Source organism: Streptomyces sp. NPDC058008 (genome assembly GCF_042886395.1).
GTDB lineage: Bacteria > Actinomycetota > Actinomycetes > Streptomycetales > Streptomycetaceae > Streptomyces.
In genome coordinates this window covers 1-22,307 of sequence record NZ_JBHVQX010000051.1, presented here as the reverse complement: position 1 = coordinate 22,307, position 22,307 = coordinate 1, and the positions used below count along the sequence as shown (strand labels likewise).

The window sequence follows — 22,307 nt, the reverse complement described above, 5'->3', positions numbered from 1 at the left end:
GCGCCCAGGTGACCACCGGACAGCCGCCCCTCTGCCGCGTACGCCACAGAAGAGAGACCCACCCATGTCCTGGCTGTCAAGATTCAGCCTCGCGCAACGGGCCCTGATCGGGCTGATCTCGATCGTCGCCCTCGTTTTCGGGGCGATCGCGATCCCGCAGCTCAAGCAGCAGCTGCTGCCCACCATCGAGCTCCCGATGGTGTCGGTGCTGGCGCCCTACCAGGGTGCGTCTCCCGACGTGGTCGAGAAGCAGGTCGTCGAACCCCTCGAGAACACCATCAAGGCCGTCGCCGGCGTCGAGGGCATCACCTCGACCGCCAGCGAGGGCAACGCCGTCATCATGGCGACCTTCGACTTCGGCGACGAAGGCACGAAGCAGCTCGTCGCCGACATCCAGCAGGCCGTGAACCGGGCCCGCGCCCAGCTGCCGGACGGAGTGGACCCGCAGGTCGTCGCCGGCTCGACCGACGACATCCCGACCGTCGTCCTCGCCGTCACCTCGGACAAGGACCAGCAGGCGCTCGCCGACCAGCTCGACCGCACCGTCGTCCCGGCCCTGGAGGACATCGAGGGCGTGGGCCAGGTCTCCGTGGACGGCGTCCAGGACCTCGAGGTCTCCGTCGTCCCCGACGACCGGAAGCTCGCCGCGGCGGGCATGAACGCCGGGTCGCTCGCGCAGGCGCTCCAGGCGGGCGGCGCCACCGTTCCCGCCGGATCCTTCTCCGAGTCGGGCAAGAGCCGCACCATCCAGGTCGGCGGCGCCTTCACCTCGCTCCAGCAGATCGAGGACCTGAAGGTCTCCGCGGCGAACCCGGCGACCGGTGAGGCCGGCAGGGCCGTCCGCGTCGGTGACGTCGCCACGGTGAAGCAGGAGCCCGCCACCGCGGTCTCCATCACCCGCACGAACGGCAAGCCGAGCCTCGCCGTGATGGCGACGATGGACAAGGACGGCAGCGCCGTCGCCATCTCCGACGCCGTCCAGGACAAGCTCCCCGACCTGCGCAAGGACCTCGGTTCCGGCGCCGAGCTGACCGTCGTCTCCGACCAGGGCCCCGCGGTCTCCAAGTCGATCTCCGGCCTGACCACCGAGGGCGCGCTCGGCCTGCTCTTCGCGGTCGTCGTGATCCTGGTGTTCCTCGCGTCGATCCGCTCGACGCTGGTCACCGCGGTCTCCATCCCGCTCTCCGTGGTCCTCGCGCTGATCGTGCTCTGGACCCGCGACCTGTCGCTGAACATGCTGACCCTCGGCGCGCTGACCATCGCGATCGGCCGCGTCGTCGACGACTCGATCGTCGTCCTGGAGAACATCAAGCGGCACCTCGGCTACGGCGAGGAGCGCCAGGCGGCGATCATCACCGCCGTCAAGGAGGTGGCCGGGGCGATCACCGCCTCCACGCTCACCACCGTCGCGGTCTTCCTGCCCATCGGCCTCGTCGGCGGCATGGTCGGCCAGCTCTTCGGCTCGTTCTCCCTGACGGTCACGGCGGCCCTGCTGGCCTCCCTGCTGGTCTCGCTGACCGTGATCCCGGTCCTGTCGTACTGGTTCCTGCGGGCCCCCAAGGACATCGCCGGAAACCCGGAGGACGCGCGCCGCCAGGCCGAGGAGAAGGAAGCCGCCAGCCGGCTCCAGCGGATCTACGTCCCGGTGCTCCACTTCGCCACCCGGCGCCGTGTCACCAGCATCGTGATCGCCTTCGTGGTCCTCTTCGGCACCTTCGGCATGGCCCCCCTGCTGAAGACGAACCTCTTCGAGCAGGGTGAGCAGGACGTCCTCTCCCTCAACCAGGAGCTGACCCCCGGCACCAGCCTGGAAGCGGCCGACGAGGCCGCGAAGAAGGTCGAGAAGGTCCTCGCAGCCGACCGCGGGGTCGAGGACTACCAGGTCACGGTCGGCTCCTCCGGCTTCCTCGCCGCCTTCGGCGGAGGTACGGGAGCCAACCAGGCCTCCTACCAGATCACCCTGAAGGACTCGGCGGACCACGAGGCCACCCGGAACCGGATCGAAGAGGCCCTGGGCAAGCTCGACGGCATCGGCGACACCACCATCGGCGCGGCCGGCGGCTTCGGCAGCCAGGACCTCAGCGTCGTGGTCAAGGCCGCCGACGCGGACGTCCTGAGGAAGGCGTCCGAGGCGGTGCGCGGTGAGGTCGCCGAGCTCAAGGACGTCACCGACGTCCAGAGCGACCTGTCGCAGAGCGTCCCCCGCATCTCGGTCAGGGCCAACGACAAGGCGGCCGACGCCGGCTTCAGCGAGGCCACCCTCGGCGCGGCGGTCGCCGGAGCGGTGCGCGGCACCCCGTCCGGCAAGGTGGTCATGGACGACACCGAGCGCGACATCCTGGTGCGGTCGGCCCAGCCGGCCACCACGATGGCCGAGCTGAAGGCCCTGCGGCTCGGCCCGGTCGTGCTCGGCGACATCGCCACCGTGGAACTGGTCCCCGGCCCGGTCTCCATGACCCGGATCGACGGCCAGCGCGCGGCGACGATCACCGCCAAGCCGACGGCCGACGACACCGGTGCGGTCAGCGCCGCGCTCCAGAAGAAGATCGCCGCCCTGGACCTCCCGGACGGCGCCACCGCCACCATCGGCGGTGTCACCCAGGACCAGGACGACGCCACCACCAAGCTCCTGCTGGCCATGCTGGCGGCCGTCGCGATCGTCTTCATCCTGCTGGTGGCCACCTTCCGGTCGCTCATCCAGCCGCTGATCCTGCTGGTCTCCATCCCCTTCGCGGCGACCGGCGCCATCGGCCTCCTGGTCGTCACCGGAACCCCGATGGGCATCCCGGCGATGATCGGCATGCTGATGCTGATCGGCATCGTGGTGACCAACGCGATCGTCCTGATCGACCTGATCAACCAGTACCGGGCACAGGGCATGGGAGTCGTCGAGGCGGTCGTCGAGGGTGGCCGCCACCGTCTGCGCCCGATCCTGATGACGGCACTGGCGACGATCTTCGCGCTGCTCCCGATGGCGCTCGGCGTCACGGGCGAGGGCGGCTTCATCTCGCAGCCGCTGGCGATCGTGGTGATCGGCGGACTCATCACCTCGACGCTGCTGACGCTGCTCCTGGTGCCGACGCTCTACGCGGTGGTCGAACTCCGCAAGGAGCGCCGCGCGAAGAAGAAGGCCGACAAGCGTGCGGCGAAGGAGGACGACGCCGCCCCGTCCGGCTCCGAGCCCGACGAGGCCAGGGAGGCCGAGCCCGCACAGGCCTGATCCGCCCGGCACGACGGGAGGGCCTGCCCCGCACACGGTGCGGGGCAGGCCCTCCCGGGGTTTCCGCCCCCTGGGCGAGCGGACCGCGACCAGCGCGCGCCACGGCCGGAGGGCATCCGGCCCCCCGCACGCGGCGGGGTAGCCCGGGCGGGGTGCGGGGGGCCGCCGGAGAGCGGTGGTGAGGCCCGTACGTCGCCTGCGTGAGGCCCGGCCCGCGTGCGTGAGGCCCGTACGTCGCCTGCGTGACGCCCGGCCCGTGTGCGCGACGCCCGGCGGCGTGCGTGAGGCCCGGTCCCCGCCCGTGCGGCGGTGGACCGGGCCTCACGGCCGTGGCGCGGTACCGGCTACGGCAGCGCCAGCATCCGCTCCAGCGCGAGCTTGGCGTACTTCTCGGTCTCCACGTCGACCTGGATCCGGTTGACCAGGTTCCCCTCGGCCAGCGACTCCAGGGTCCACACCAGGTGCGGCAGGTCGATGCGGTTCATCGTCGAGCAGAAGCACACCGTCCGGTCGAGGAAGACGATCTCCTTGCCCTCCGGGGCGAAACGGTTCGCCAGACGGCGTACCAGGTTCAGCTCCGTGCCGATGGCCCACTTCGAACCGGCCGGGGCCGCCTCCAGGGCCTTGATGATGTACTCCGTCGAGCCCACCTGGTCCGCGGCCGCGACGACCTCGTGCTTGCACTCCGGGTGCACCAGGACGTTCACCCCCGGTATGCGCGCGCGCACGTCCTCGACGGACTCCACCGAGAAGCGCCCGTGCACCGAGCAGTGCCCGCGCCACAGGATCATCTTCGCGTCGCGCAGCTGCTGGGCGGTCAGGCCGCCGTTCGGCTTGTGCGGGTTGTAGAGGACGCAGTCCTCCAGGGTCATCCCCATGTCCCGAACGGCCGTGTTCCGGCCCAGGTGCTGGTCCGGGAGGAAGAGGACCTTCTCGCCCTGCTCGAAGGCCCACTCCAGGGCGCGCTTCGCGTTCGACGAGGTGCAGATCGTGCCGCCGTGCCGGCCGGTGAACGCCTTGATGTCGGCGGAGGAGTTCATGTACGAGACGGGCACGACCTGGCCGGCCACCCCCGCCTCCGTCAGCACGTCCCAGCACTCGGCGACCTGCTCCGCGGTGGCCATGTCGGCCATGGAGCAGCCCGCGGCCAGGTCGGGCAGGACGACCTTCTGGTCGTCGCCCGTCAGGATGTCCGCGGACTCCGCCATGAAGTGCACACCGCAGAAGACGATGTACTCCGCCCCGGGCCGCGCCGCCGCGTCCCGGGCGAGCTTGAAGGAGTCGCCGGTGACGTCCGCGAACTGGATGACCTCGTCGCGCTGGTAGTGGTGGCCGAGCACGAAGACCTTGTCCCCGAGCTTCTCCTTGGCGGCACGAGCCCGCTCCACCAGGTCCGGGTCGGACGGGGAGGGCAGGTCGCCCGGGCACTCGACCCCGCGCTCGCTCCGCGGGTCGGCCTCGCGGCCGAGCAGCAGGAGGGCGAGTGGCGTGGGCTGGACATCCAGGGGCTGGGCGGTGGTCACGACACGCACCCTCTCTTCTCTGCGGAACGCCTTTTCGTCTAATTGACGCTATCTATCATAGCCGCTTCGTGTCAGCTTGACGACGGCCATAGCGTCGATGTGACGCATCCCCCGGCAGGGGTGGTGTGCGAGCATGAAGGGAACAGACACGCGCCTGGCCCGGAATGAATCCGAGGCCCCGATGGTTGGACCGTCGGCAAGCAGTCCGTACAACCCGGGAGAGAAGCAGATGTCCGTATCGGACGAGACCACCACCGTGAGCGACGGCATCCTCCTGTCCGACGCCGCCGCAGACAAGGTCAGGACCCTGCTGGAGCAGGAAGGCCGTGACGACCTCGCCCTGCGCGTCGCCGTCCAGCCCGGAGGCTGCTCGGGCCTGCGGTACCAGCTCTTCTTCGACGAGCGCTCGCTCGACGGGGACGTGGTGAAGGACTTCGGCGGCGTCAAGGTCGTCACCGACCGGATGAGCGCCCCGTACCTGGGCGGCGCCTCCGTCGACTTCGTGGACACCATCGAGAAGCAGGGCTTCACGATCGACAACCCGAACGCCACGGGCTCCTGCGCCTGCGGTGACTCCTTCAGCTGAACCCCGAGTCGTCGGACGACGGCGGCGCCCCCGGATCCGGGAGCGCCGCCGTCGTCGTCGTACGGGGCCTCAGCCGCGCGGGACCGCCCGGCCCGACCCCGCGTCGGTCACCTTCCGCCCGTCCAGCGGGGCGTCCAGCGTGACCTTCCGGGTCAGCTCCTCGGCGATCATGACGCAGACCTTCCCGGGGTCCGGCTCCGACTCGGTGACGGTGACCCGCACCGTGGAGCCGTCCTCCTCGGCGCGGGCCGCGTAGGTGGAGCACCTTCCGCCCCAGAACGTCACCTCCAGCGTCCGGCCGTCCGCGCCGTACGAGAGGACGGCGGGGCCCCGCCCGCCCGGTTCCTCCGCGGGTGCCGCGGAGGAGGCCCCGCCGCCCCCGCGGGTCAGGTGCTCCGGTTCCACCGCGATCCGCGCGACGGTGTGCGCCGTCGCCTCCCCTTCGGGCCGTACGGAGAAGAGCCACGAGGGCACGAGGATCTGCTCGCCGTCCGCGTACTGCGCCGAGAGCCCGAAGCGGGCCTCCTCGACCGTCATCGTGGCCGCCGGGGGAGTGCCCCCCTTGCCGCAGTCGGCCTTCGGCGCGCTCACGCCGCCCTCCAGCGGCTCGGGCGTCGCGCAGCCGCCGACGCCGGACCCGGACACCCGCCGGCCCTCCGCGTTGAGCTGCTCCAGCGCCTCGGCCGCACCGGTCACCGGATAGGTGTCGCCCTTCTCCAGGCCCTTCAGGTGCCCGCTGCCGCCGGTGATCTCGCCCCCGGCGCCCACCTGGATCCCCGTCGACCAGCCGTACGACGGCAGGCCGTCCACCACGGGATCGGCGTTCACCACCCGGGTGGAACCCATGAGCCGGCCCGCGTCGAGCACGGCGTCCCCCTGGCCCACGGCCTCCAGCACCGGAACCGCCGCCGCCTTCGCGGCCTCCTCGTCGACCGGCGAGCCGGAGGCGGACGCCCCGTCCCGCTTCGAGCAGGTCGCGGTGGAACCGCAGGCGTCCGTGCCCCCGGAGCCGTACCGGGCGAACGTCCAGGTGCCGGGCGCCTTCCCGGTCACCCGCAGGAACGGCCCGGAACCGTCGCCGTCGCTGCCCACCTTCCACGTCGTGCCGTCCGTGTGCGGCGTGCCCTCCACCCCGAGCGCCTTCGCCAGCCGCGCCACCTCGGCCGCGGTCACCGCGCCCGAGGCGCGCCGCACGGCGGCGCTGCCGGGGCCGCCCGGCAGCGCGCCCGAGGCGCGGTAGACGACCGCACCGCCGTGCGGGTCCGGCTCACCGGGGGCGATCCCCGGCGGAGGGTCCGACGGACCGGCCGCCAGGTCCAGGGCAAGGCGCGGCGGGGACCCGTCCCCGGACGCCGCCCCGCCGGGCTCCGTACGCCCGTCCCCCGGCGCGGCCGAGGCCCAGTACGCCGCCCCGCCCCCGGCCAGCAGTACTGCCACCGCCACCGAGGCCGCGGCGAGCGGCGAACGCCGCCGCCGGGGGCCGGTCACGTCATTGTCGGGTCGCTCGGTACTCACCGGATCGCTCCTTCGGCCGCGTTGCCGTCACTGGCGCATCATCCGCCACCGGGGCGGGGACACCGGTGGGACGGGCCAGGGGAGCGCCCGGTTCCCCCGAGTGGGCGGGGAAACCGGGGCCTTCGCGTCCGGAGCGGCCGGATCAGTCGCCGTAGTCGGACATGGAGTCCACGAGCCGGGCGGAGGACGGCGGCACCGTGACGCCGTGGATGCGGGAGGGCTCCACCGGCTTCACGGCCGCCCTCGTGGGGGCCACCCAGTGCGGCGCCATCCGCGCGCAGTCACCTCGCAGCTCGGCCAGGCTCATCTCGGACTCCCGCGGAACGATCGTGTTCGACATAAACGCACCGTACGCACGACGGGGCTCAGGTAGAAAGACCTACTATCGGGTAGTTCTGCCCTTTCGGACACCGTGGCGTCACCGGGTAGCGTGAACTGTCACGCCGTCCCGGAGGGCGCGCTCACGCGTTCCCTTCGCCTTCCGCAGGAGCAGCCTCCCCGTGCGCATCGCAGTCACCGGCTCCATCGCCACAGACCACCTCATGACCTTCCCCGGCCGATTCGCCGACCAGCTGGTCGCCGATCAGCTGCACACGGTCTCGCTCTCCTTCCTGGTCGACAACCTCGACGTACGACGCGGAGGCGTGGGCGCCAACATCGCCTTCGGCATGGGCGTGCTCGGCACGCAGCCGATCCTCGTGGGCGCGGTCGGGGCCGACTTCGACGACTACCGTGCCTGGCTCGACCGGCACGGCGTGGACACCGACTCCGTCCGGGTCTCCGAGGTCCTGCACACCGCGCGCTTCGTCTGCACGACCGACGCCGACCACAACCAGATCGGCTCCTTCTACACGGGCGCCATGAGCGAGGCCCGGCTGATCGAGCTCAAGAGCGTCGCCGACCGCGTCGGCGGCCTCGACCTCGTCTCGATCGGCGCCGACGACCCCGAGGCGATGCTCCGCCACACCGAGGAGTGCCGCTCGCGGGGCATCCCGTTCGCCGCGGACTTCTCGCAGCAGATCGCCCGGATGGACGGCGAGGAGATCCGGATCCTCCTCGACGGCGCGACGTACCTCTTCTCCAACGAGTACGAGAAGGGGCTCATCGAGTCCAAGACCGGCTGGAGCGACGAGGAGATCCTGTCCAGGGTCGGCCACCGCGTCACCACCCTCGGCGCCCGCGGCGTCCGCATCGAGCGGGCCGGCCAGGACCCGATCGAGGTCGGCTGCGCCGAGGAGGAGCGCAAGGCCGACCCGACCGGCGTCGGCGACGCGTTCCGCGCCGGCTTCCTCTCCGGCCTCGCCTGGGGCGTGGACCTGGAGCGCGCCGCCCAGGTCGGCTGCATGCTGGCCACCCTGGTCATCGAGACGGTGGGCACCCAGGAGTACACCCTGCGCCGCACCCACTTCATGGACCGCTTCACCAAGGCCTACGGCGACGAGGCGGCCTCGGAGGTCCGCGGGCACCTGTCCTGACTCCGGCCGTACCGCGTCAGAGGAGCCGGCGGACCACATAGGCCGAGCCGCGGTCCGCCGGCTCCTCGCCCACGTACTCCTGCTCGCGCATCGCGCACCAGGCCGGGATGTCGAGGCGCGCGGCCCCGTCGTCCGAGAGCACCGTCACCGTGCCGCCCACGGGTACCTCTCCGATCACCTTTGCGAGTTCGATCACGGGGACCGGGCAGCGCCTGCCCAGGGCGTCCACCACGAGCGAGTCCCGGGGGGCTGCGGGGGAGGGGCCGGCGGCAACGGGCGCGCCGAGCTTCTCCCGTACGCCGGCCACCACGCCGGGCAGGACCCCGAGGAAGCCGTCGATCTCCTCCTCCGTCGTCCCGGCCGGAAGCGACACGCGGATGTTCCCCTCGGTGAGCACCCCCATCGCCTTCAGGACATGGCTCGGCGTCAGTGTGCTGCTCGTGCAGGACGATCCGGACGAAACGGAAAATCCGGCCCGGTCCAGCTCATGGAGCAAGGTCTCCCCGTCGACATAGAGACAGGAGAAGGTGACCAGGTGCGGCAGCCGCCGCACCGGATCGCCGGCCACCTCCGTGTCCGGCACCAGCGTCCCCACCGCCGCCCGGATCCGGTCCACCAGCGCGCGCAGCCGTACGGCCTCGGCCGCAGCCTCCGCGCGCACCGCCCGCAGCGAGGCCGCCGCCGCCACGATCGCCGGGATGTTCTCGAACCCGGCCGCCCGGCCCGACTCCCGCTCGTCGGCCGGTCCCCGGGGTGCGAACCGGACACCCTTGCGTACGGCCAGCAGCCCGACCCCGGCCGGTCCGCCCCACTTGTGCGCGCTCGCCGCCAGCAGCGACCAGCGGCCGGGCACCGGCCCCCAGCCCAGCGACTGCGCGGCGTCCACCAGCAGCGGCACGCCCGCGCCGGCGCAGATCTCGGCGGTCTCGGCCACCGGCTGCACGGTCCCCACCTCGTGGTTGGCCGACTGGAGGCAGGCCAGCGCGGTGTCCGCGCGAAGGGCCCGCCCGTACGCCGAGGGGTCCACCGCGCCGGTCCGGTCCACCGGCACCTCGGTGAACGACCCCCCGTCCGCCTCCAGGGCCGCGGCCGCGTGGAGGGCGGAGGAGTGCTCCACGGCGGACAGCACCAGATGGCGGCCGACACGCCGACGCCCGGAGAGCGCTCCGTCCACCGCCGCGTGCACCGCCCGGGTGCCGGACGAGGTGAAGAAGAGCTCGTCCGGACGGCAGCCGACGGCCTCCGCCGCGGTCTCGCGGGCCGCGTCCAGCAGCAGCGCCGCCCGGCGCCCCTCGCGGTAGAGGCGGGCGGGGTCGGCCCAGCCCTCGTCCAGTGAGGCGAGCAACGCCTGGCGGGCGACGGGGTGCAGGGGGGCGGAGGAGGCCGCGTCGAAGTAGGGCACCCCGTCACGCTAGCCCGCACGGGGGTCCGGCCAGGTGACCGGCCGCCGGGACGGCAGGGGAGAGGGGGCGTCAGATGACGGCCGGAGTCGCGTATTCCATCCCTTCGGGGTGTCGTGCGGCGCGTTGGGCACCCTCCCCGCGCGACCCCAAATAGCGTCCAGTAGGGTTTGGTCCGCATAAACATCCAAACCCCTGCCCGCGTCAGGGCCGGCGACCGACCAAGTGAGACGGGCGCGCCGACCGTGCGGGCGAGACTCTCGGGAAGGCGCTACGTGAGTCCCAACGGCTCCGACCGCTCGTCGCGGCGCCCGATGCGGCGGAAGCTGCCGCAGGTGCTGACTGCGGGCCTGGTCCTGGCGACGGCCTCCGGTTGTTCATACAACTGGGAGGATTTCCCCCGCCTCGGTATGCCCACCCCGGTAACGGAAGAGGCCCCACGGATCCTCTCCCTCTGGCAGGGCTCGTGGGCGGCAGCGCTCGCCACGGGCGTCCTTGTCTGGGGGCTGATCCTGTGGAGCGTCATCTTCCACCGGCGAAGCAGGACCAAGGTGGAGGTACCGCAGCAGACCAGGTACAACATGCCTATCGAGGCGCTGTACACAGTGGTCCCCCTCATCATCGTCTCGGTGTTCTTCTACTTCACCGCGCGCGATGAATCGAAGCTCCTCGAACTCACTCCGAAGCCGGCCCACACGATCAACGTGGTCGGCTACCAGTGGAGCTGGGGCTTCAACTACATCGAGAAGGTGGAGGGCCAGCCCTCCGCGGGCAGCGAGTTCCCCAAGGAGCTCGACGCCATCCCCGACAAGTACCGCGCGGACTTCCCCAAGGACGCCGGCGGCGTCTACGACGTGGGCATCCCCGGCACGCGCAACCCGCAGAACGGCAACCCGGGCCCGACCCTGTGGCTGCCGAAGGGCGAGAAGGTCCGCTTCGTCCTGACTTCGCGTGACGTCATCCACTCCTTCTGGGTGGTGCCGTTCCTCATGAAGCAGGACGTCATTCCGGGCCACACCAACTCCTTCGAGGTCACGCCGAAGAAGGAGGGCACCTACATGGGTAAGTGCGCCGAGCTCTGCGGCGTCGACCACTCCCGGATGCTCTTCAACGTCAAGATCGTCTCTCCCGAGCGTTACCAGCAGCACCTCAAGGAGCTGGCGGAGAAGGGTCAGACGGGCTACGTGCCGGCAGGCATCGAGCAGACGGACCCGGCCAGGAATGCGGAGACGAACAAACTGTGAGCATCCTCAACGAATCCCAGGGTGCCGCGGCAGCAGACGACTCGTTCGAGGACGAGCTGCCGGTACGGCGCAAGCAGCCGGGGAGTGTCGTCATCAAGTGGCTGACCACCACTGACCACAAGACGATCGGCACGATGTACCTGGTCACATCGTTCGCGTTCTTCTGCATCGGTGGCCTCCTGGCGCTCTTCATGCGCGCCGAGCTGGCCCGTCCCGGCACGCAGATCATGTCGAACGAGCAGTTCAACCAGGCGTTCACGATGCACGGCACGATCATGCTGCTGATGTTCGCGACGCCGCTGTTCGCCGGGTTCGCGAACTGGATCATGCCGTTGCAGATCGGCGCGCCCGACGTGGCGTTCCCGCGGCTGAACATGTTCGCGTACTGGCTGTACCTCTTCGGCTCGCTGATCGCCGTGGGCGGCTTCCTCACCCCGCAGGGTGCGGCCGACTTCGGATGGTTCGCCTACTCCCCGCTGTCGGACGCGGTCCGCTCGCCGGGCGTCGGTGCCGACATGTGGATCATGGGTCTGGCCTTCTCGGGCTTCGGCACGATCCTCGGATCGGTCAACTTCATCACCACGATCATCTGCATGCGCGCCCCCGGCATGACGATGTTCCGCATGCCGATCTTCACCTGGAACGTGCTGCTGACCGGTGTCCTGGTCCTGCTCGCCTTCCCGGTCCTGGCCGCCGCGCTCTTCGCGCTGGAGGTCGACCGAAAATTCGGCGCACATATCTTCGACGCCTCCAACGGCGGCGCATTGCTGTGGCAACACCTCTTCTGGTTCTTCGGCCATCCAGAGGTGTACATCATCGCTCTACCATTCTTCGGAATCATTTCCGAGATCATTCCGGTATTCAGCCGCAAGCCCATGTTCGGCTACATCGGTCTGATCAGTGCGACGATCGCCATCGCCGGCCTTTCGGTCACGGTGTGGGCCCACCACATGTACGTGACCGGCGGCGTGCTCTTGCCGTTCTTCTCCTTCATGACGTTCCTCATCGCGGTACCCACCGGGGTGAAGTTCTTCAACTGGATCGGAACGATGTGGAAGGGGTCGTTGTCCTTCGAGACACCGATGCTCTGGTCGGTCGGCTTCCTGATCACCTTCGCCTTCGGTGGTCTGACCGGCGTGATCCTGGCCTCGCCGCCGCTGGACTTCCACATCTCCGACTCGTACTTCGTCGTCGCGCACTTCCACTACGTCGTCTTCGGCACCGTGGTCTTCGCGATGTTCGCCGGATTCCACTTCTGGTGGCCGAAGTTCACCGGCAAGATGCTGGACGAGCGCCTCGGGAAGATGACCTTCTGGACGCTGTTCGTCGGCTTCCACGGCACCTTCCTCGTGCAGCACTGGCTGGGCGCGGAAGGCATGCCGCGGCGTTACGCGGACTACCTCGCCGCGGACGGCTTCACCGCGCTGAACACGATCTCGACGATCTCCTCGTTCGTGCTCGGACTGTCGATGCTTCCGTTCATGTACAACGTCTGGAAGACCGCCAAGTACGGCAAGAAGATCGAGGTCGACGACCCCTGGGGCTACGGCCGTTCGCTCGAATGGGCGACGTCCTGCCCGCCGCCGCGGCACAACTTCCTCAGCCTGCCGCGGATCCGTTCCGAATCCCCGGCGTTCGACCTGCACCACCCGGAGATCACTGCGCTCGAGCAGCTGGATCACCTCTCCGAGGGTGAGAAGGTCCTCGTCGGCGGCAAGGAGGACGGCAAGTGAAGATCCAGGGCAAGCTCTTCATCTGGCTGAGCGTCTTCATGCTGGCCATGGCCGTCACGTACGGCGTCTGGTCCCGGGAGCCGGTCGGCACCACCGCGCTGGTCCTGGCCTTCGGCCTGACCATCATGATCGGCTTCTACCTGGCCTTCACGGCCAACAGGGTCGACGCGATGGCCCAGGACAACAAGGAAGCGGACATCGCGGACGAGGCCGGCGAGGTGGGCTTCTTCTCGCCGCACAGCTGGCAGCCGCTCTCGCTGGCCATCGGTGGCGCCTTCCTCTTCCTGGGCGTCGTCTTCGGCTGGTGGCTCGCCTACTTCTCCGCGCCGCTGCTCCTGATCGGCCTCTTCGGCTGGGTCTTCGAGTACTACCGGGGCGAGAACCGCACCCAGTAGGACACCGTCCTCCGGGACACGCGGCACCCCGCGGGGGCCCGGTCCGCTCAGTGATGAGCGGACCGGGCCCCCGTTTGCAGTCACTGAACGCGCTGGATCGGATGAATCTTCTTAGCGTGGGTTCATGAACCACACGCTGCGCATCCGCACCGTAGTGAGCTGCACTCTGCTGGTCGTGACCCTGGTTGCAGGTGCGACCGCCTGTGGCGAGCCCGACGGTGACCCGCTGTCGCTGAAGCCCTACGACGCCGCCGATCTGATCTCCTTCAACGGCCCGTCCAAGGACGAGAAGGCCGACCCCGACAAGCCCCTCGAAGTCACCGTCAAGGACGACGACGCGAAGATCACCGACGTGACGGCCATCGACACCGAGGGCCGCCACCTGGCGGGCGAGCTCGACGCCGACGGGAAGCGGTGGCACTCCACCACCTCGCTCGCGGCCGGCACCCGCTACACCGTCAAGGTGTCCACCGAGAACGGCGACGGCGCCCCCGGCAACCGTACGTACGCCTTCGGCACGGCCTCGGCCAAGAAGTTCCTCCAGGTCACGTTCGGCCCGCAGGCGGGCACCTACGGCGTCGGACAGCCCCTCACAGCGGAACTCAGCGCTCCGGTCGCCGACAAGGCGGGCCGGGCCACCGTGGAACGCGGGCTCCAGGTCCGGGCCACGCCCGCCGTCGCGGGCTCCTGGTACTGGGTCGACGACAAGACCCTGCACTACCGCCCCAAGGAGTACTGGCCCGCCGGCGCCACCATCGACATCCGCAGCAACCTCAAGGGCATCAAGGTCGCCAACGCCCTCTACGGCGCCGCCACGAAGCCCCTGAAACTGACCACGGGCGACCGCATAGAGGCCATCACCGACGCCTCGGAACACACCATGACCGTCCTGCGCAACGGCGAGGTGATCAACACCCTGCCGGTCACCACGGGCAAGCCCGGCTTCGACACCCGCAACGGCGTCAAGGTGGTGCTGGCCAAGGAGCAGTTCGTACGCATGCGCGGCGAGAGCATCGGGATCGCCTCGGGCTCCTCGGAGTCCTACGACCTTCCGGTCTACTGGGCGACCCGGGTCACCTGGAGCGGTGAGTACGTCCACGCCGCGCCCTGGTCGACGGGCTCGCAGGGCAACGCCAACGTCAGCCACGGCTGCACCGGGATGAGCACCGCGGACGCCGAATGGTTCTTCGACACCGTGCGCGAGGGCGACATCGTCAAGGTCGTCGGCAGCGACGGCGAGACGATGACGCCCTTCGACAACGGCTTCGGCGACTGGAACCTGGACTGGGCCGACTGGCAGAAGGGCAGCGCCCTGCACGGCGGCGGCACGCCCGACACGGGATCCGATGTGCGGACGGCGCGGCTGCGCCCCCAGGTCTGATCCGCCCGGGAGTGCGCCGCGCCCCGGAAACGCACGGCGGAGGGGTCGTGGACCCCTCCGCCTCAGGCGTCCACGGCCAGCCTGCGGCGCAGCAGGGAGGCCAGGGCGTCCGCGAGGTCGACCGGGTCGACCGGAAGCGTCACAGCGGCGTCCGCACGGCTCCACGTGGCCAGCCAGGCGTCCTGCGGGCGCCCGATCAGCAGCAGCACGGGCGGGCAGTCGAAGATCTCGTCCTTGATCTGCCGGCAGACGCCCATGCCGCCCGCGGGCGCCGTCTCGCCGTCCAGCACGCACACGTCGACACCGCCCCGGTCCAGTGCGCTCAGCACGGCGGGCAGGGTGGCGCACTCCAGGAACTCCACCGGTGGGACGTCCGCCGCGGGCCTGCGCCCGGCGGCCAGCCTCACCTGCTCACGGGTGTTGGCGTCGTCGCTGTAGACCAGGACCGTGGCGGTCGGCTGCATTGTTCCTCCGTGACGTCTGTGTCTTCGGGGCTCGCTGGGCATGAACCGGTGGGCGGATCGTACTCCGGCGGACTGCCTGTCAGCACCGGTAAAGACAGCGATTCGATGGGCCGTTCGGTGAGGACACACAGCTCTGACACACCGAACGGGACCCCCCGGAGTGAGGGCGGGATAAGCGACCGACATAATGTCGGTCGTGGCGACAGCAACGACAGTAGAAACCGGGCACGCGCACCCGTCGGTCAATCGGCCGAACCTCACCAGCGTCGGAACCATCATCTGGTTGAGTTCCGAGCTGATGTTCTTCGCGGCCCTCTTCGCGATGTACTTCACCCTGCGATCGGTGATGGGACCCGATCACTGGAAGGAGATGGCCCACCATCTGAACTTCCCGTTCTCGGCGACGAACACCACGATCCTGGTGCTTTCCTCTCTCACCTGCCAGCTCGGCGTTTTCGCCGCGGAGCGGGGCGATGTGAAGAAGCTCCGCACCTGGTTCATCATCACGTTCGTGATGGGTTCGATCTTCATCGGAGGCCAGGTCCTCGAGTACACCGAGCTGGTCAAGGAGGCGGGCCTCAGCCTGTCCTCCGACCCGTACGGCTCGGTGTTCTACCTGACGACCGGCTTCCACGGTCTGCATGTGACAGGCGGTCTCATCGCCTTCCTGCTCGTCCTGGGCAGGACATACGCGGCCTCCAGATTCACCCACGAGCAGGCCACCGCCGCCATCGTCGTGTCCTACTACTGGCACTTCGTCGACGTCGTCTGGATCGGCCTGTTCGCCACGATCTACATGATCAAGTAACCGGGCTCGCACCCACCCATCATCGACGCAGAAGATCCTGACACCGGGGTAATCCGTGAAAAAGCTCTCCGCACGACGACGCCATCCGCTGGCGGCAGTCGTCGTACTACTCCTCGCGCTGGCGGCTACCGGGGGGCTGTACGCCGCGTTCGCGCCTGCGGGTAAGGCGCAGGCCGACGAAACCGCCCAGTCCCTCGCCATCGACGAGGGCAAGAAGCTCTACTCCGTGGGCTGTGCAAGCTGCCACGGAACCGGCGGTCAGGGCACCACCGACGGGCCGTCCCTCGTGGGCGTCGGCTCCGCCGCCGTCGACTTCCAGGTCGCCACCGGACGCATGCCCGCCCAGCAGCCGGGCGCCCAGGTCCCGAAGAAGAAGGCGATCTACAGCCAGGCCGAGATCGACCAGCTCGCGGCGTACGTCGCGTCCCTGGGCGCCGGTCCGATCACGCCCACCGCCAGCCAGGTCGACCCCTCGGGCGCCGACGTGGCCAAGGGCGGCGACCTCTTCCGCACGAACTGCGCGCAGTGCCACAACTTCACGGGTCAGGGCGGTGCCCTCACCAAGGGCAAGTACGCCCCGAGCCTCGAAGGCGTGAGCCCGAAGCACATCTACGAGGCCATGCAGACCGGCCCGCAGAGCATGCCCTCCTTCCCGGACACGACCATGCCGGAGCAGGAGAAGAAAGACATCATCGCGTACATCAAGACCGTCAACGGTAGTGAGTCCGAGACCCCCGGCGGACTCTCGCTCGGTGGCCTCGGCCCCGTCAGCGAAGGTCTCTTCGGCTGGATCTTCGGCCTCGGCGGCCTGATCGCCATCGCCGTCTGGGTCGCGGCCCACACCGCTAAGGCCAAGAAGTCATGAGTAGCCAACAGATTCCAGAAGAGAACCTGCCGGAAGAGCAGGGGACCGCGCACGGCGCGGTCGAGGGTGCGGGCGACCCGTTCGCCGACCCGGGGCTGCCGGCCCACAAGCCGCGCATCCAGGACATCGACGAACGGGCCGCGAACCGCTCCGAGCGGGCCGTCGCCTTCATGTTCACGCTGTCCATGCTGGCGACGATCGGCTTCATCGCCTCGTACGTCATCTTCCCGGTCGACAAGATCGTCTACATCTGGCCCTTCGGCCACGTGAGCGCGCTCAACTTCTCCCTCGGTCTGACCCTGGGGCTGGCGCTCTTCCTCATCGGCGCGGGCGCCGTCCACTGGGCGCGCACCCTGATGTCCGACGTGGAGGTCGCCGACGACCGGCACGCCATCGAGGCCGAGCCGGAGGTCAAGGCCAAGGTCCTGGCCGACTTCGCGGCCGGTGCCCAGGAGTCCGCGCTCGGGCGCCGCAAGCTGATCCGCAACACCATGTTCGGCGCGCTGGCCCTGGTGCCGCTCTCCGGTGTGGTGCTGCTGCGCGACCTCGGTCCGCTCCCGGAGAAGAAGCTTCGCAACACCCTGTGGGCCAAGGGCAAGCAGCTCGTCAACATGAACACCATGGAGCCGCTGCGCCCCGAGGACGTCGTCGTCGGTTCGCTGACCTTCGCCATGCCCGAGGGCCTGGAGGAGGACGCGCACGACTTCCAGACGCAGATCGCCAAGGCCGCCCTGATGATCATCCGCATCGAGCCGGACAACATCAAGGACAAGCGCGAGCGCGAGTGGGCCCACGAGGGAATCGTGGCCTTCTCGAAGATCTGCACCCACGTCGGCTGCCCGATCAGCCTGTACGAGCAGCAGACCCACCACGTGCTCTGCCCGTGCCACCAGTCCACCTTCGACCTCTCCGACGGCGCCCGCGTCATCTTCGGTCCGGCCGGTCACGCCCTCCCGCAGCTGCGGATCGGCGTGAACAGCGAGGGCAACCTCGAAGCGCTCGGTGACTTCGAAGAGCCCGTCGGTCCTGCCTTCTGGGAGCGCGGATGAGTACTGCGACGGAAACACAGCGCAAGGCGCCCGCCGGTGAGCGGGTCGCCGACTGGGCGGACGGCCGGCTGGGCATCTACGGCCTGGCCAAGGCCAACATGCGCAAGATCTTCCCGGACCACTGGTCCTTCATGCTCGGTGAGATCTGCCTCTACAGCTTCATCATCATCATCCTCACGGGTGTGTACCTGACGCTGTTCTTCCACCCGAGCATGAACGAGGTCGTGTACCACGGCTCGTACGAGCCGATGCAGGGCATCCGGATGTCCGAGGCCTACGCCTCGACGCTGGACATCAGCTTCGACATCCGCGGCGGCCTGCTGGTCCGGCAGATCCACCACTGGGCAGCGGTGATCTTCCTCGCCGGCATGTTCGTGCACATGTTCCGGGTGTTCTTCACCGGCGCGTACCGCAAGCCGCGTGAGATCAACTGGCTGTTCGGCTTCCTGCTGTTCGTCCTCGGCATGTTCACCGGGTTCACCGGCTACTCGCTCCCGGACGACCTGCTCTCCGGCACGGGTGTGCGCTTCACGCAGGGCGCCATCCTGTCGATGCCGATCGTCGGTACGTACATCTCGATGTTCCTGTTCGGCGGGGAGTTCCCCGGCACGGACATCATCGCGAGGTTCTACTCGATCCACATCCTGCTGCTGCCGGGCATCATGCTCGGGCTCGTGGTCGGCCACCTCATCCTGGTGTTCTTCCACAAGCACACGCAGTTCGCGGGTCCCGGCAAGACGAACAAGAACGTCGTCGGCATGCCGCTGCTCCCGGTGTACATGGCGAAGGCGGGCGGCTTCTTCTTCCTGGTCTTCGGCTTCATCGCGATCATCGCGGCGATCGCCACGATCAACCCGATCTGGGCGCTCGGCCCCTACCGCCCCGACCAGGTGTCCACGGGCGCCCAGCCGGACTGGTACATGGGCTTCGCCGAAGGCTTCGTCCGTGTGATGCCGGGCTGGGAGATCAACCTCTGGGGCCACACGCTGGTCCTCGGCGTACTGATCCCGCTGGTCCTGTTCGGTGTGATCCTCGCGGCACTCGCGCTCTATCCGTTCATCGAGTCCTGGATCACCGGGGACAAGCGCGAGCACCACATCCTGGACCGCCCGCGCAACGCCCCGACCCGCACCGGTCTGGGTGTCGCCTGGGTGACGATCTACTTCGTCATGCTGATCGGCGGCGGCAACGACATCTGGGCGACGCACTTCCACATGTCGCTCAACGCGATCAGCTGGTTCGTCCGGATCTCCTTCTTCGTCGGCCCGGTCCTCGCGTTCGTCGTCACCCGGCGGATCTGCCTCGGCCTCCAGCGCCGCGACAAGGAGAAGGTGCTGCACGGGCGCGAGTCCGGCACCATCAAGCGCCTGCCGCACGGTGAGTTCGTCGAGATCCACGAGCCGCTCAGCCAGGGGCAGCTGCACACGCTCACGGCGCACGAGCAGTACAAGCCGATCGAGATCGGCCCGACGGTCGACGAGAACGGTGTCGAGCGCAAGCCGTCGGCGCTGCAGAAGCTGCGGGCCAGGCTCAGCAGGAGCTACTACGGCGAGAACAACCAGATCGCCAAGCCCACCGCAGAGGAGTACAAGGAGATCACCAGCGGCCACGGCCACCACTGATCACCTCAGCTGACCGCCACAGCGGGAGCCCCGTCCATCCGATGGACGGGGCTCTTCGCTGTCCCCGGGGCTGGATAGGGTGTGAGGCGTACTTCTTTCGGCTGTGGACCCCAGGAGCGGACCATGAACGTTGTGACCCCGGACGGCGGCGACAGCGTGGCGGACCGTACCTGGCCCGGCGTGCTGACCCCCCTGCTGCGCGGCGAGCACCTCGGCGCGGACGACACCGCGTGGGCCATGGACCGCATCATGAGCGGCGAGGCCACGGACGTCCAGATCGCCGGCTTCGCCGTCGCGCTGCGGGCCAAGGGCGAGACCGTCGACGAGGTCACCGGACTCGTCCGCGCCATGTACGAGCACGCCCACACGATCGAGGTGCCCGGCCGCACGGTCGACATCGTGGGGACCGGCGGCGACATGGCCAAGACGGTCAACATCTCCACCATGTCGGCGATCGTCGTCGCGGGGACGGGCGCGAAGGTCGTCAAGCACGGCAACCGGGCCTCGTCCTCGGCCAGCGGGGCGTCCGACGTGCTGGAGAAGCTCGGCGTCAACCTCGAACTGACGCCGCGGCGCGTCGTCGCCGTGGCCGAGGAGGCGGGCATCACCTTCTGCTTCGCCGTGAAGTTCCACCCCGCCCTGCGGTACGCCGCCAGGGCGCGCAAGGAGCTCGGCACGCAGACCACCTTCAACATCCTGGGCCCGCTCACCAACCCGGCCCGGGTGCGCTCGCAGGCCATCGGCGTGGCCGACGTGAGGATGGCGCCCATCGTGGCCGGCGTGCTGGCCGGCCGGGGCAACTCCGCGCTCGTGTTCCGCGGCGACGACGGCCTCGACGAGCTGACCACCACGGCGACGTCGAGGGTGTGGATCGTCCGTGACGGCAGTGTCCGCGAGGAGGCGTTCGACCCGCGCGACGTGGGTCTCGACCTGGTTCCCGTCGAGGCGCTGCGCGGGGCGGACTCCTCGTACAACGCCGATGTGGCCCGCCGGCTCCTCGACGGGGAGACCGGGCCCGTACGCGACGCCGTCCTGCTCAACTCGGCGGCCGCGCTGGTCGCGCTGGACCCGGGCACGGGCACGCTGACCGAGCAGCTCAGGGGCGGGATCGAGCGGGCCGCGGAGTCGGTCGACTCGGGCGCGGCCAGGCGCGCGCTGGCGCGCTGGGTGGCGGCCAGCAACGCCTGAGGGCGCACGGGACGGGCGAGGAACTCCCCGCCGGGCGCGGGCGGAGGACCCCGGGGCGCGGTCCGCATCGCGGACTGCGCCCTTGCGCGTCACCGGAGGTATGGCAAGATGCTGCGCAGGTCATGAGTGACAGCGACTACGGCCCCGGCCCGCTGTCCGGCAACCCTCCGTCCGTGGCGGGGTGCCCCGGGTGAAGACCAGGCCGCAGTCAGCGAGGTCTGCGGCAAGCGCGGGCCCCTCGGCGTCTCCGTACGCCACCCCTTGGGGTCCTGGTCCCAGGGAGCCTCTTGTGAGCAAGCGAATGCGATAGGGCTCGACGCCCTTCTCCGCGCACCCTCTTTTCCTTCTTCCACCGCGCGCCGCCGTGTCCCTTCCGACCGGCCGCCGCGTGGATCTCGCCTGCCTTTCACGGGAGTTCGCCATGTCTGTCCCCACCGCTGCCGTCGCCCCGTCGCTTTGTGCCCCGCTGCCGGTCCTGGGCGCTGATGTCACCGTTCCGCTCGTCACGGGTGGAGATGTGACCTATGCCGCTCTCGACTACGCGGCCAGCTCCCCGGCCCTCCAGCGGGTGTGGGACGACGTGGCCGCCTACGCGCCGTACTACGGCAGCGTGCACCGCGGTGCCGGGTACCTCTCGCAGCTGTCCACCGACCTGTTCGAGAGCAGCCGGGTGACCGTGGCGGAGTTCCTGGGCTGCCGGGCGGAGGACCAGGTGGTCTTCACCCGCTCGACGACCGATTCGCTGAACCTGCTGGCCGCCGCGCTGCCCGCCGACTGCCAGGTGTTCGTGTTCGAGACCGAGCACCACGCGTCGCTGCTGCCCTGGCGCGACGCCCGGGTGACCTACCTCGACGCCCCCCGCACTCCGGACCAGGCGGTCGCCACGCTGGAGCGGGCGCTGGCCGGCCGCGACCCGCACGGCCCGGCGCTGGTCTGCGTCACGGGCGCCTCCAACGTCACCGGTGAGCTGTGGCCGGTGAGGGAACTGGCCGCGGCGGCCCACGCCCACGGTGCGCGGATCGTGCTCGACGCGGCGCAGCTCGCGCCCCACCACCCGGTGGACATCGCCGAGCTGGACGTCGACTGGGTCGCCTTCTCCGGCCACAAGCTGTACGCGCCCTTCGGCTCGGGTGTCCTCGCGGGCCGGGCCGACTGGCTGGTGGACGCCGAGCCGTACCTCGCGGGCGGCGGCGCCTCCCGCAAGGTCGCCCGGCGCACCGACGGCGGGGTGGACGTCGAGTGGCACACCACCGCCGCCCGGCACGAGGCGGGATCGCCCAACGTCATCGGCGTCTACTCCATCGCGGCCGCGTGCAGGGCGCTGACCGAGGCCGGTTTCGACCGGCTGGTCGCGCGGGAGCAGCGGCTGGTGGCCCGCGTCCGCGAGGGACTCGCCGACGTCCCCGAGGTCACGGTGCTCTCGCTGTTCGGCGACGACGCCCCCCGGGTCGGCGTCCTCTCCTTCGTGGTCGAGGGATGGAACAGCTCGCACTTCGCCGCGGCGCTCTCCGCCGAGTACGGCATCGGGGTGCGCGACGGACTGTTCTGCGCCCACCCGCTGGTGCGGACCCTGCTGGGCAGCGAGCCGCAGGAGCCGGGCGAGTGCGGTGCGCCGGAGGCGGCGCCGGGGGAGCGGTCCCTCAACGCGATCCGGGTGAGCTTCGGCGCCGGCACGCCGGACGAGCACGTCGAGCGGTTCCTGGGCGCCGTCCGGGAACTGGTGGCCACGGGCGCCCGCTGGACCTACCGCACCGAGGAGGGCCGCTGCGTGCCCGACCGGGGCGCGGCGCAGGCCTGAACCGTACGGAAGCGGCTCCGGCCGGGGACGGGGGCACGCCC

18 protein-coding genes and 1 riboswitch are annotated in these 22,307 nt (G+C 69.9%); of the genes, 13 read left to right on the top strand and 5 right to left on the bottom strand.

The window, feature by feature from the left end; all coding sequences use genetic code 11:
- Positions 1-64: 64 nt before the first annotated feature.
- A complete protein-coding gene (locus ACFVS9_RS33050) occupies positions 65-3,220 on the top strand; it encodes an efflux RND transporter permease subunit (RefSeq protein WP_389938497.1) in 3,156 nt (1,051 codons plus the stop codon).
- Between the two features lie 344 nt (positions 3,221-3,564).
- On the opposite strand, the gene nadA is transcribed toward ACFVS9_RS33050, so the two are convergent.
- Positions 3,565-4,743 (bottom strand): quinolinate synthase NadA, encoded by a 1,179-nt coding sequence (gene nadA, locus ACFVS9_RS33045; protein WP_383118114.1) that lies wholly within the window; start codon positions 4,741-4,743, stop codon positions 3,565-3,567.
- Positions 4,744-4,972: 229 nt separating this feature from the next.
- Here nadA and ACFVS9_RS33040 point away from each other — a divergent pair, with 229 nt between their 5' ends.
- Positions 4,973-5,329 carry an iron-sulfur cluster assembly accessory protein gene (locus ACFVS9_RS33040; RefSeq protein WP_056784314.1) on the top strand — a complete coding sequence of 119 codons (357 nt, stop codon included), beginning with the start codon at positions 4,973-4,975 and terminating at the stop codon, positions 5,327-5,329.
- 69 nt (positions 5,330-5,398) lie between these two features.
- Here the strand turns inward: ACFVS9_RS33040 and ACFVS9_RS33035 are convergent, their stop codons facing one another.
- Together ACFVS9_RS33035 and ACFVS9_RS33030 are read right to left on the bottom strand one after the other, a co-directional pair.
- Positions 5,399-6,844 (bottom strand): hypothetical protein, encoded by a 1,446-nt coding sequence (locus ACFVS9_RS33035; RefSeq protein ID WP_389938494.1) that lies wholly within the window; start codon positions 6,842-6,844, stop codon positions 5,399-5,401.
- Positions 6,845-6,986: 142 nt separating this feature from the next.
- Positions 6,987-7,184 carry a hypothetical protein gene (locus ACFVS9_RS33030; RefSeq protein WP_383118846.1) on the bottom strand — a complete coding sequence of 66 codons (198 nt, stop codon included), beginning with the start codon at positions 7,182-7,184 and terminating at the stop codon, positions 6,987-6,989.
- Positions 7,185-7,344: 160 nt separating this feature from the next.
- Here ACFVS9_RS33030 and ACFVS9_RS33025 point away from each other — a divergent pair, with 160 nt between their 5' ends.
- A complete protein-coding gene (locus ACFVS9_RS33025) occupies positions 7,345-8,319 on the top strand; it encodes a carbohydrate kinase family protein (RefSeq protein WP_383118847.1) in 975 nt (324 codons plus the stop codon).
- Between the two features lie 16 nt (positions 8,320-8,335).
- On the opposite strand, the gene ACFVS9_RS33020 is transcribed toward ACFVS9_RS33025, so the two are convergent.
- Positions 8,336-9,721: a cysteine desulfurase/sulfurtransferase TusA family protein gene (locus ACFVS9_RS33020; protein WP_383118848.1), complete on the bottom strand. Its 1,386-nt coding sequence runs from the start codon at positions 9,719-9,721 to the stop codon at positions 8,336-8,338.
- Positions 9,722-9,994: 273 nt separating this feature from the next.
- On the opposite strand from ACFVS9_RS33020, the gene coxB reads away from it, so the two are divergent.
- From coxB to ACFVS9_RS33000, 4 genes are all read left to right on the top strand, one after another.
- Entirely contained in the window at positions 9,995-10,963 is a 969-nt protein-coding gene (coxB, locus tag ACFVS9_RS33015; RefSeq protein WP_383118849.1) for a cytochrome c oxidase subunit II, read from the top strand.
- Positions 10,960-12,696 (top strand): cytochrome c oxidase subunit I, encoded by a 1,737-nt coding sequence (gene ctaD, locus ACFVS9_RS33010; protein ID WP_383118850.1) that lies wholly within the window; start codon positions 10,960-10,962, stop codon positions 12,694-12,696. The genes coxB and ctaD overlap by 4 nt, the downstream gene beginning before the upstream one ends.
- The gene (locus tag ACFVS9_RS33005; protein ID WP_383118851.1) at positions 12,693-13,091 is read left to right on the top strand and encodes a cytochrome c oxidase subunit 4; all 399 of its coding nucleotides are present in this window, start codon (positions 12,693-12,695) and stop codon (positions 13,089-13,091) included. Before ctaD ends, ACFVS9_RS33005 begins: the two co-directional genes overlap by 4 nt.
- Before the next feature lie 124 nt (positions 13,092-13,215).
- A complete protein-coding gene (locus tag ACFVS9_RS33000; protein ID WP_383118803.1) occupies positions 13,216-14,472 on the top strand; it encodes an Ig-like domain-containing protein in 1,257 nt (418 codons plus the stop codon).
- A 62-nt stretch (positions 14,473-14,534) separates the two neighbouring features.
- Here the strand turns inward: ACFVS9_RS33000 and ACFVS9_RS32995 are convergent, their stop codons facing one another.
- Complete coding sequence (locus tag ACFVS9_RS32995) at positions 14,535-14,936, bottom strand: hypothetical protein (RefSeq protein ID WP_389938487.1); 402 nt, start codon at positions 14,934-14,936, stop codon at positions 14,535-14,537.
- Between the two features lie 187 nt (positions 14,937-15,123).
- Between ACFVS9_RS32995 and ACFVS9_RS32990 the strand changes: the two genes are divergently transcribed.
- The 6 genes from ACFVS9_RS32990 to ACFVS9_RS32965 all read left to right on the top strand — a co-directional run bounded on the left by ACFVS9_RS32990 (position 15,124) and on the right by ACFVS9_RS32965 (position 22,266).
- A complete protein-coding gene (locus ACFVS9_RS32990) occupies positions 15,124-15,744 on the top strand; it encodes a heme-copper oxidase subunit III (protein WP_359475841.1) in 621 nt (206 codons plus the stop codon).
- A 55-nt stretch (positions 15,745-15,799) separates the two neighbouring features.
- Positions 15,800-16,609: a c-type cytochrome gene (locus tag ACFVS9_RS32985; RefSeq protein ID WP_383118805.1), complete on the top strand. Its 810-nt coding sequence runs from the start codon at positions 15,800-15,802 to the stop codon at positions 16,607-16,609.
- Entirely contained in the window at positions 16,606-17,658 is a 1,053-nt protein-coding gene (locus ACFVS9_RS32980; protein ID WP_383118806.1) for a Rieske 2Fe-2S domain-containing protein, read from the top strand. The genes ACFVS9_RS32985 and ACFVS9_RS32980 overlap by 4 nt, the downstream gene beginning before the upstream one ends.
- Complete coding sequence (locus ACFVS9_RS32975; RefSeq protein ID WP_383118807.1) at positions 17,655-19,280, top strand: cytochrome bc complex cytochrome b subunit; 1,626 nt, start codon at positions 17,655-17,657, stop codon at positions 19,278-19,280. Before ACFVS9_RS32980 ends, ACFVS9_RS32975 begins: the two co-directional genes overlap by 4 nt.
- Before the next feature lie 123 nt (positions 19,281-19,403).
- Positions 19,404-20,468: an anthranilate phosphoribosyltransferase gene (gene trpD / locus ACFVS9_RS32970; RefSeq protein ID WP_383118808.1), complete on the top strand. Its 1,065-nt coding sequence runs from the start codon at positions 19,404-19,406 to the stop codon at positions 20,466-20,468.
- A 118-nt stretch (positions 20,469-20,586) separates the two neighbouring features.
- Positions 20,587-20,704: riboswitch (SAM riboswitch) on the top strand.
- 185 nt (positions 20,705-20,889) lie between these two features.
- Positions 20,890-22,266: an aminotransferase class V-fold PLP-dependent enzyme gene (locus ACFVS9_RS32965; RefSeq protein WP_389938480.1), complete on the top strand. Its 1,377-nt coding sequence runs from the start codon at positions 20,890-20,892 to the stop codon at positions 22,264-22,266.
- The last annotated feature ends 41 nt before the right edge of the window (positions 22,267-22,307 follow it).

Bases quoted from the DNA above. Each gene is read 5' to 3' on its own strand.
- ACFVS9_RS32975 (WP_383118807.1), top strand. From the start codon at position 17,655: ATGAGTACTGCGACGGAAACACAGCGCAAGGCGCCCGCCGGTGAGCGG.
- ACFVS9_RS33040 (WP_056784314.1), top strand. From the start codon at position 4,973: ATGTCCGTATCGGACGAGACCACCACCGTGAGCGACGGCATCCTCCTG.
- ACFVS9_RS33050 (WP_389938497.1), top strand. From the start codon at position 65: ATGTCCTGGCTGTCAAGATTCAGCCTCGCGCAACGGGCCCTGATCGGG.
- ACFVS9_RS32995 (WP_389938487.1), bottom strand. From the start codon at position 14,936: ATGCAGCCGACCGCCACGGTCCTGGTCTACAGCGACGACGCCAACACC.
- ACFVS9_RS33030 (WP_383118846.1), bottom strand. From the start codon at position 7,184: ATGTCGAACACGATCGTTCCGCGGGAGTCCGAGATGAGCCTGGCCGAG.
- ACFVS9_RS32980 (WP_383118806.1), top strand. From the start codon at position 16,606: ATGAGTAGCCAACAGATTCCAGAAGAGAACCTGCCGGAAGAGCAGGGG.
- ACFVS9_RS32965 (WP_389938480.1), top strand. From the start codon at position 20,890: ATGTCTGTCCCCACCGCTGCCGTCGCCCCGTCGCTTTGTGCCCCGCTG.
- trpD (WP_383118808.1), top strand. From the start codon at position 19,404: ATGAACGTTGTGACCCCGGACGGCGGCGACAGCGTGGCGGACCGTACC.
- ACFVS9_RS32990 (WP_359475841.1), top strand. From the start codon at position 15,124: ATGTCGGTCGTGGCGACAGCAACGACAGTAGAAACCGGGCACGCGCAC.
- ACFVS9_RS33000 (WP_383118803.1), top strand. From the start codon at position 13,216: ATGAACCACACGCTGCGCATCCGCACCGTAGTGAGCTGCACTCTGCTG.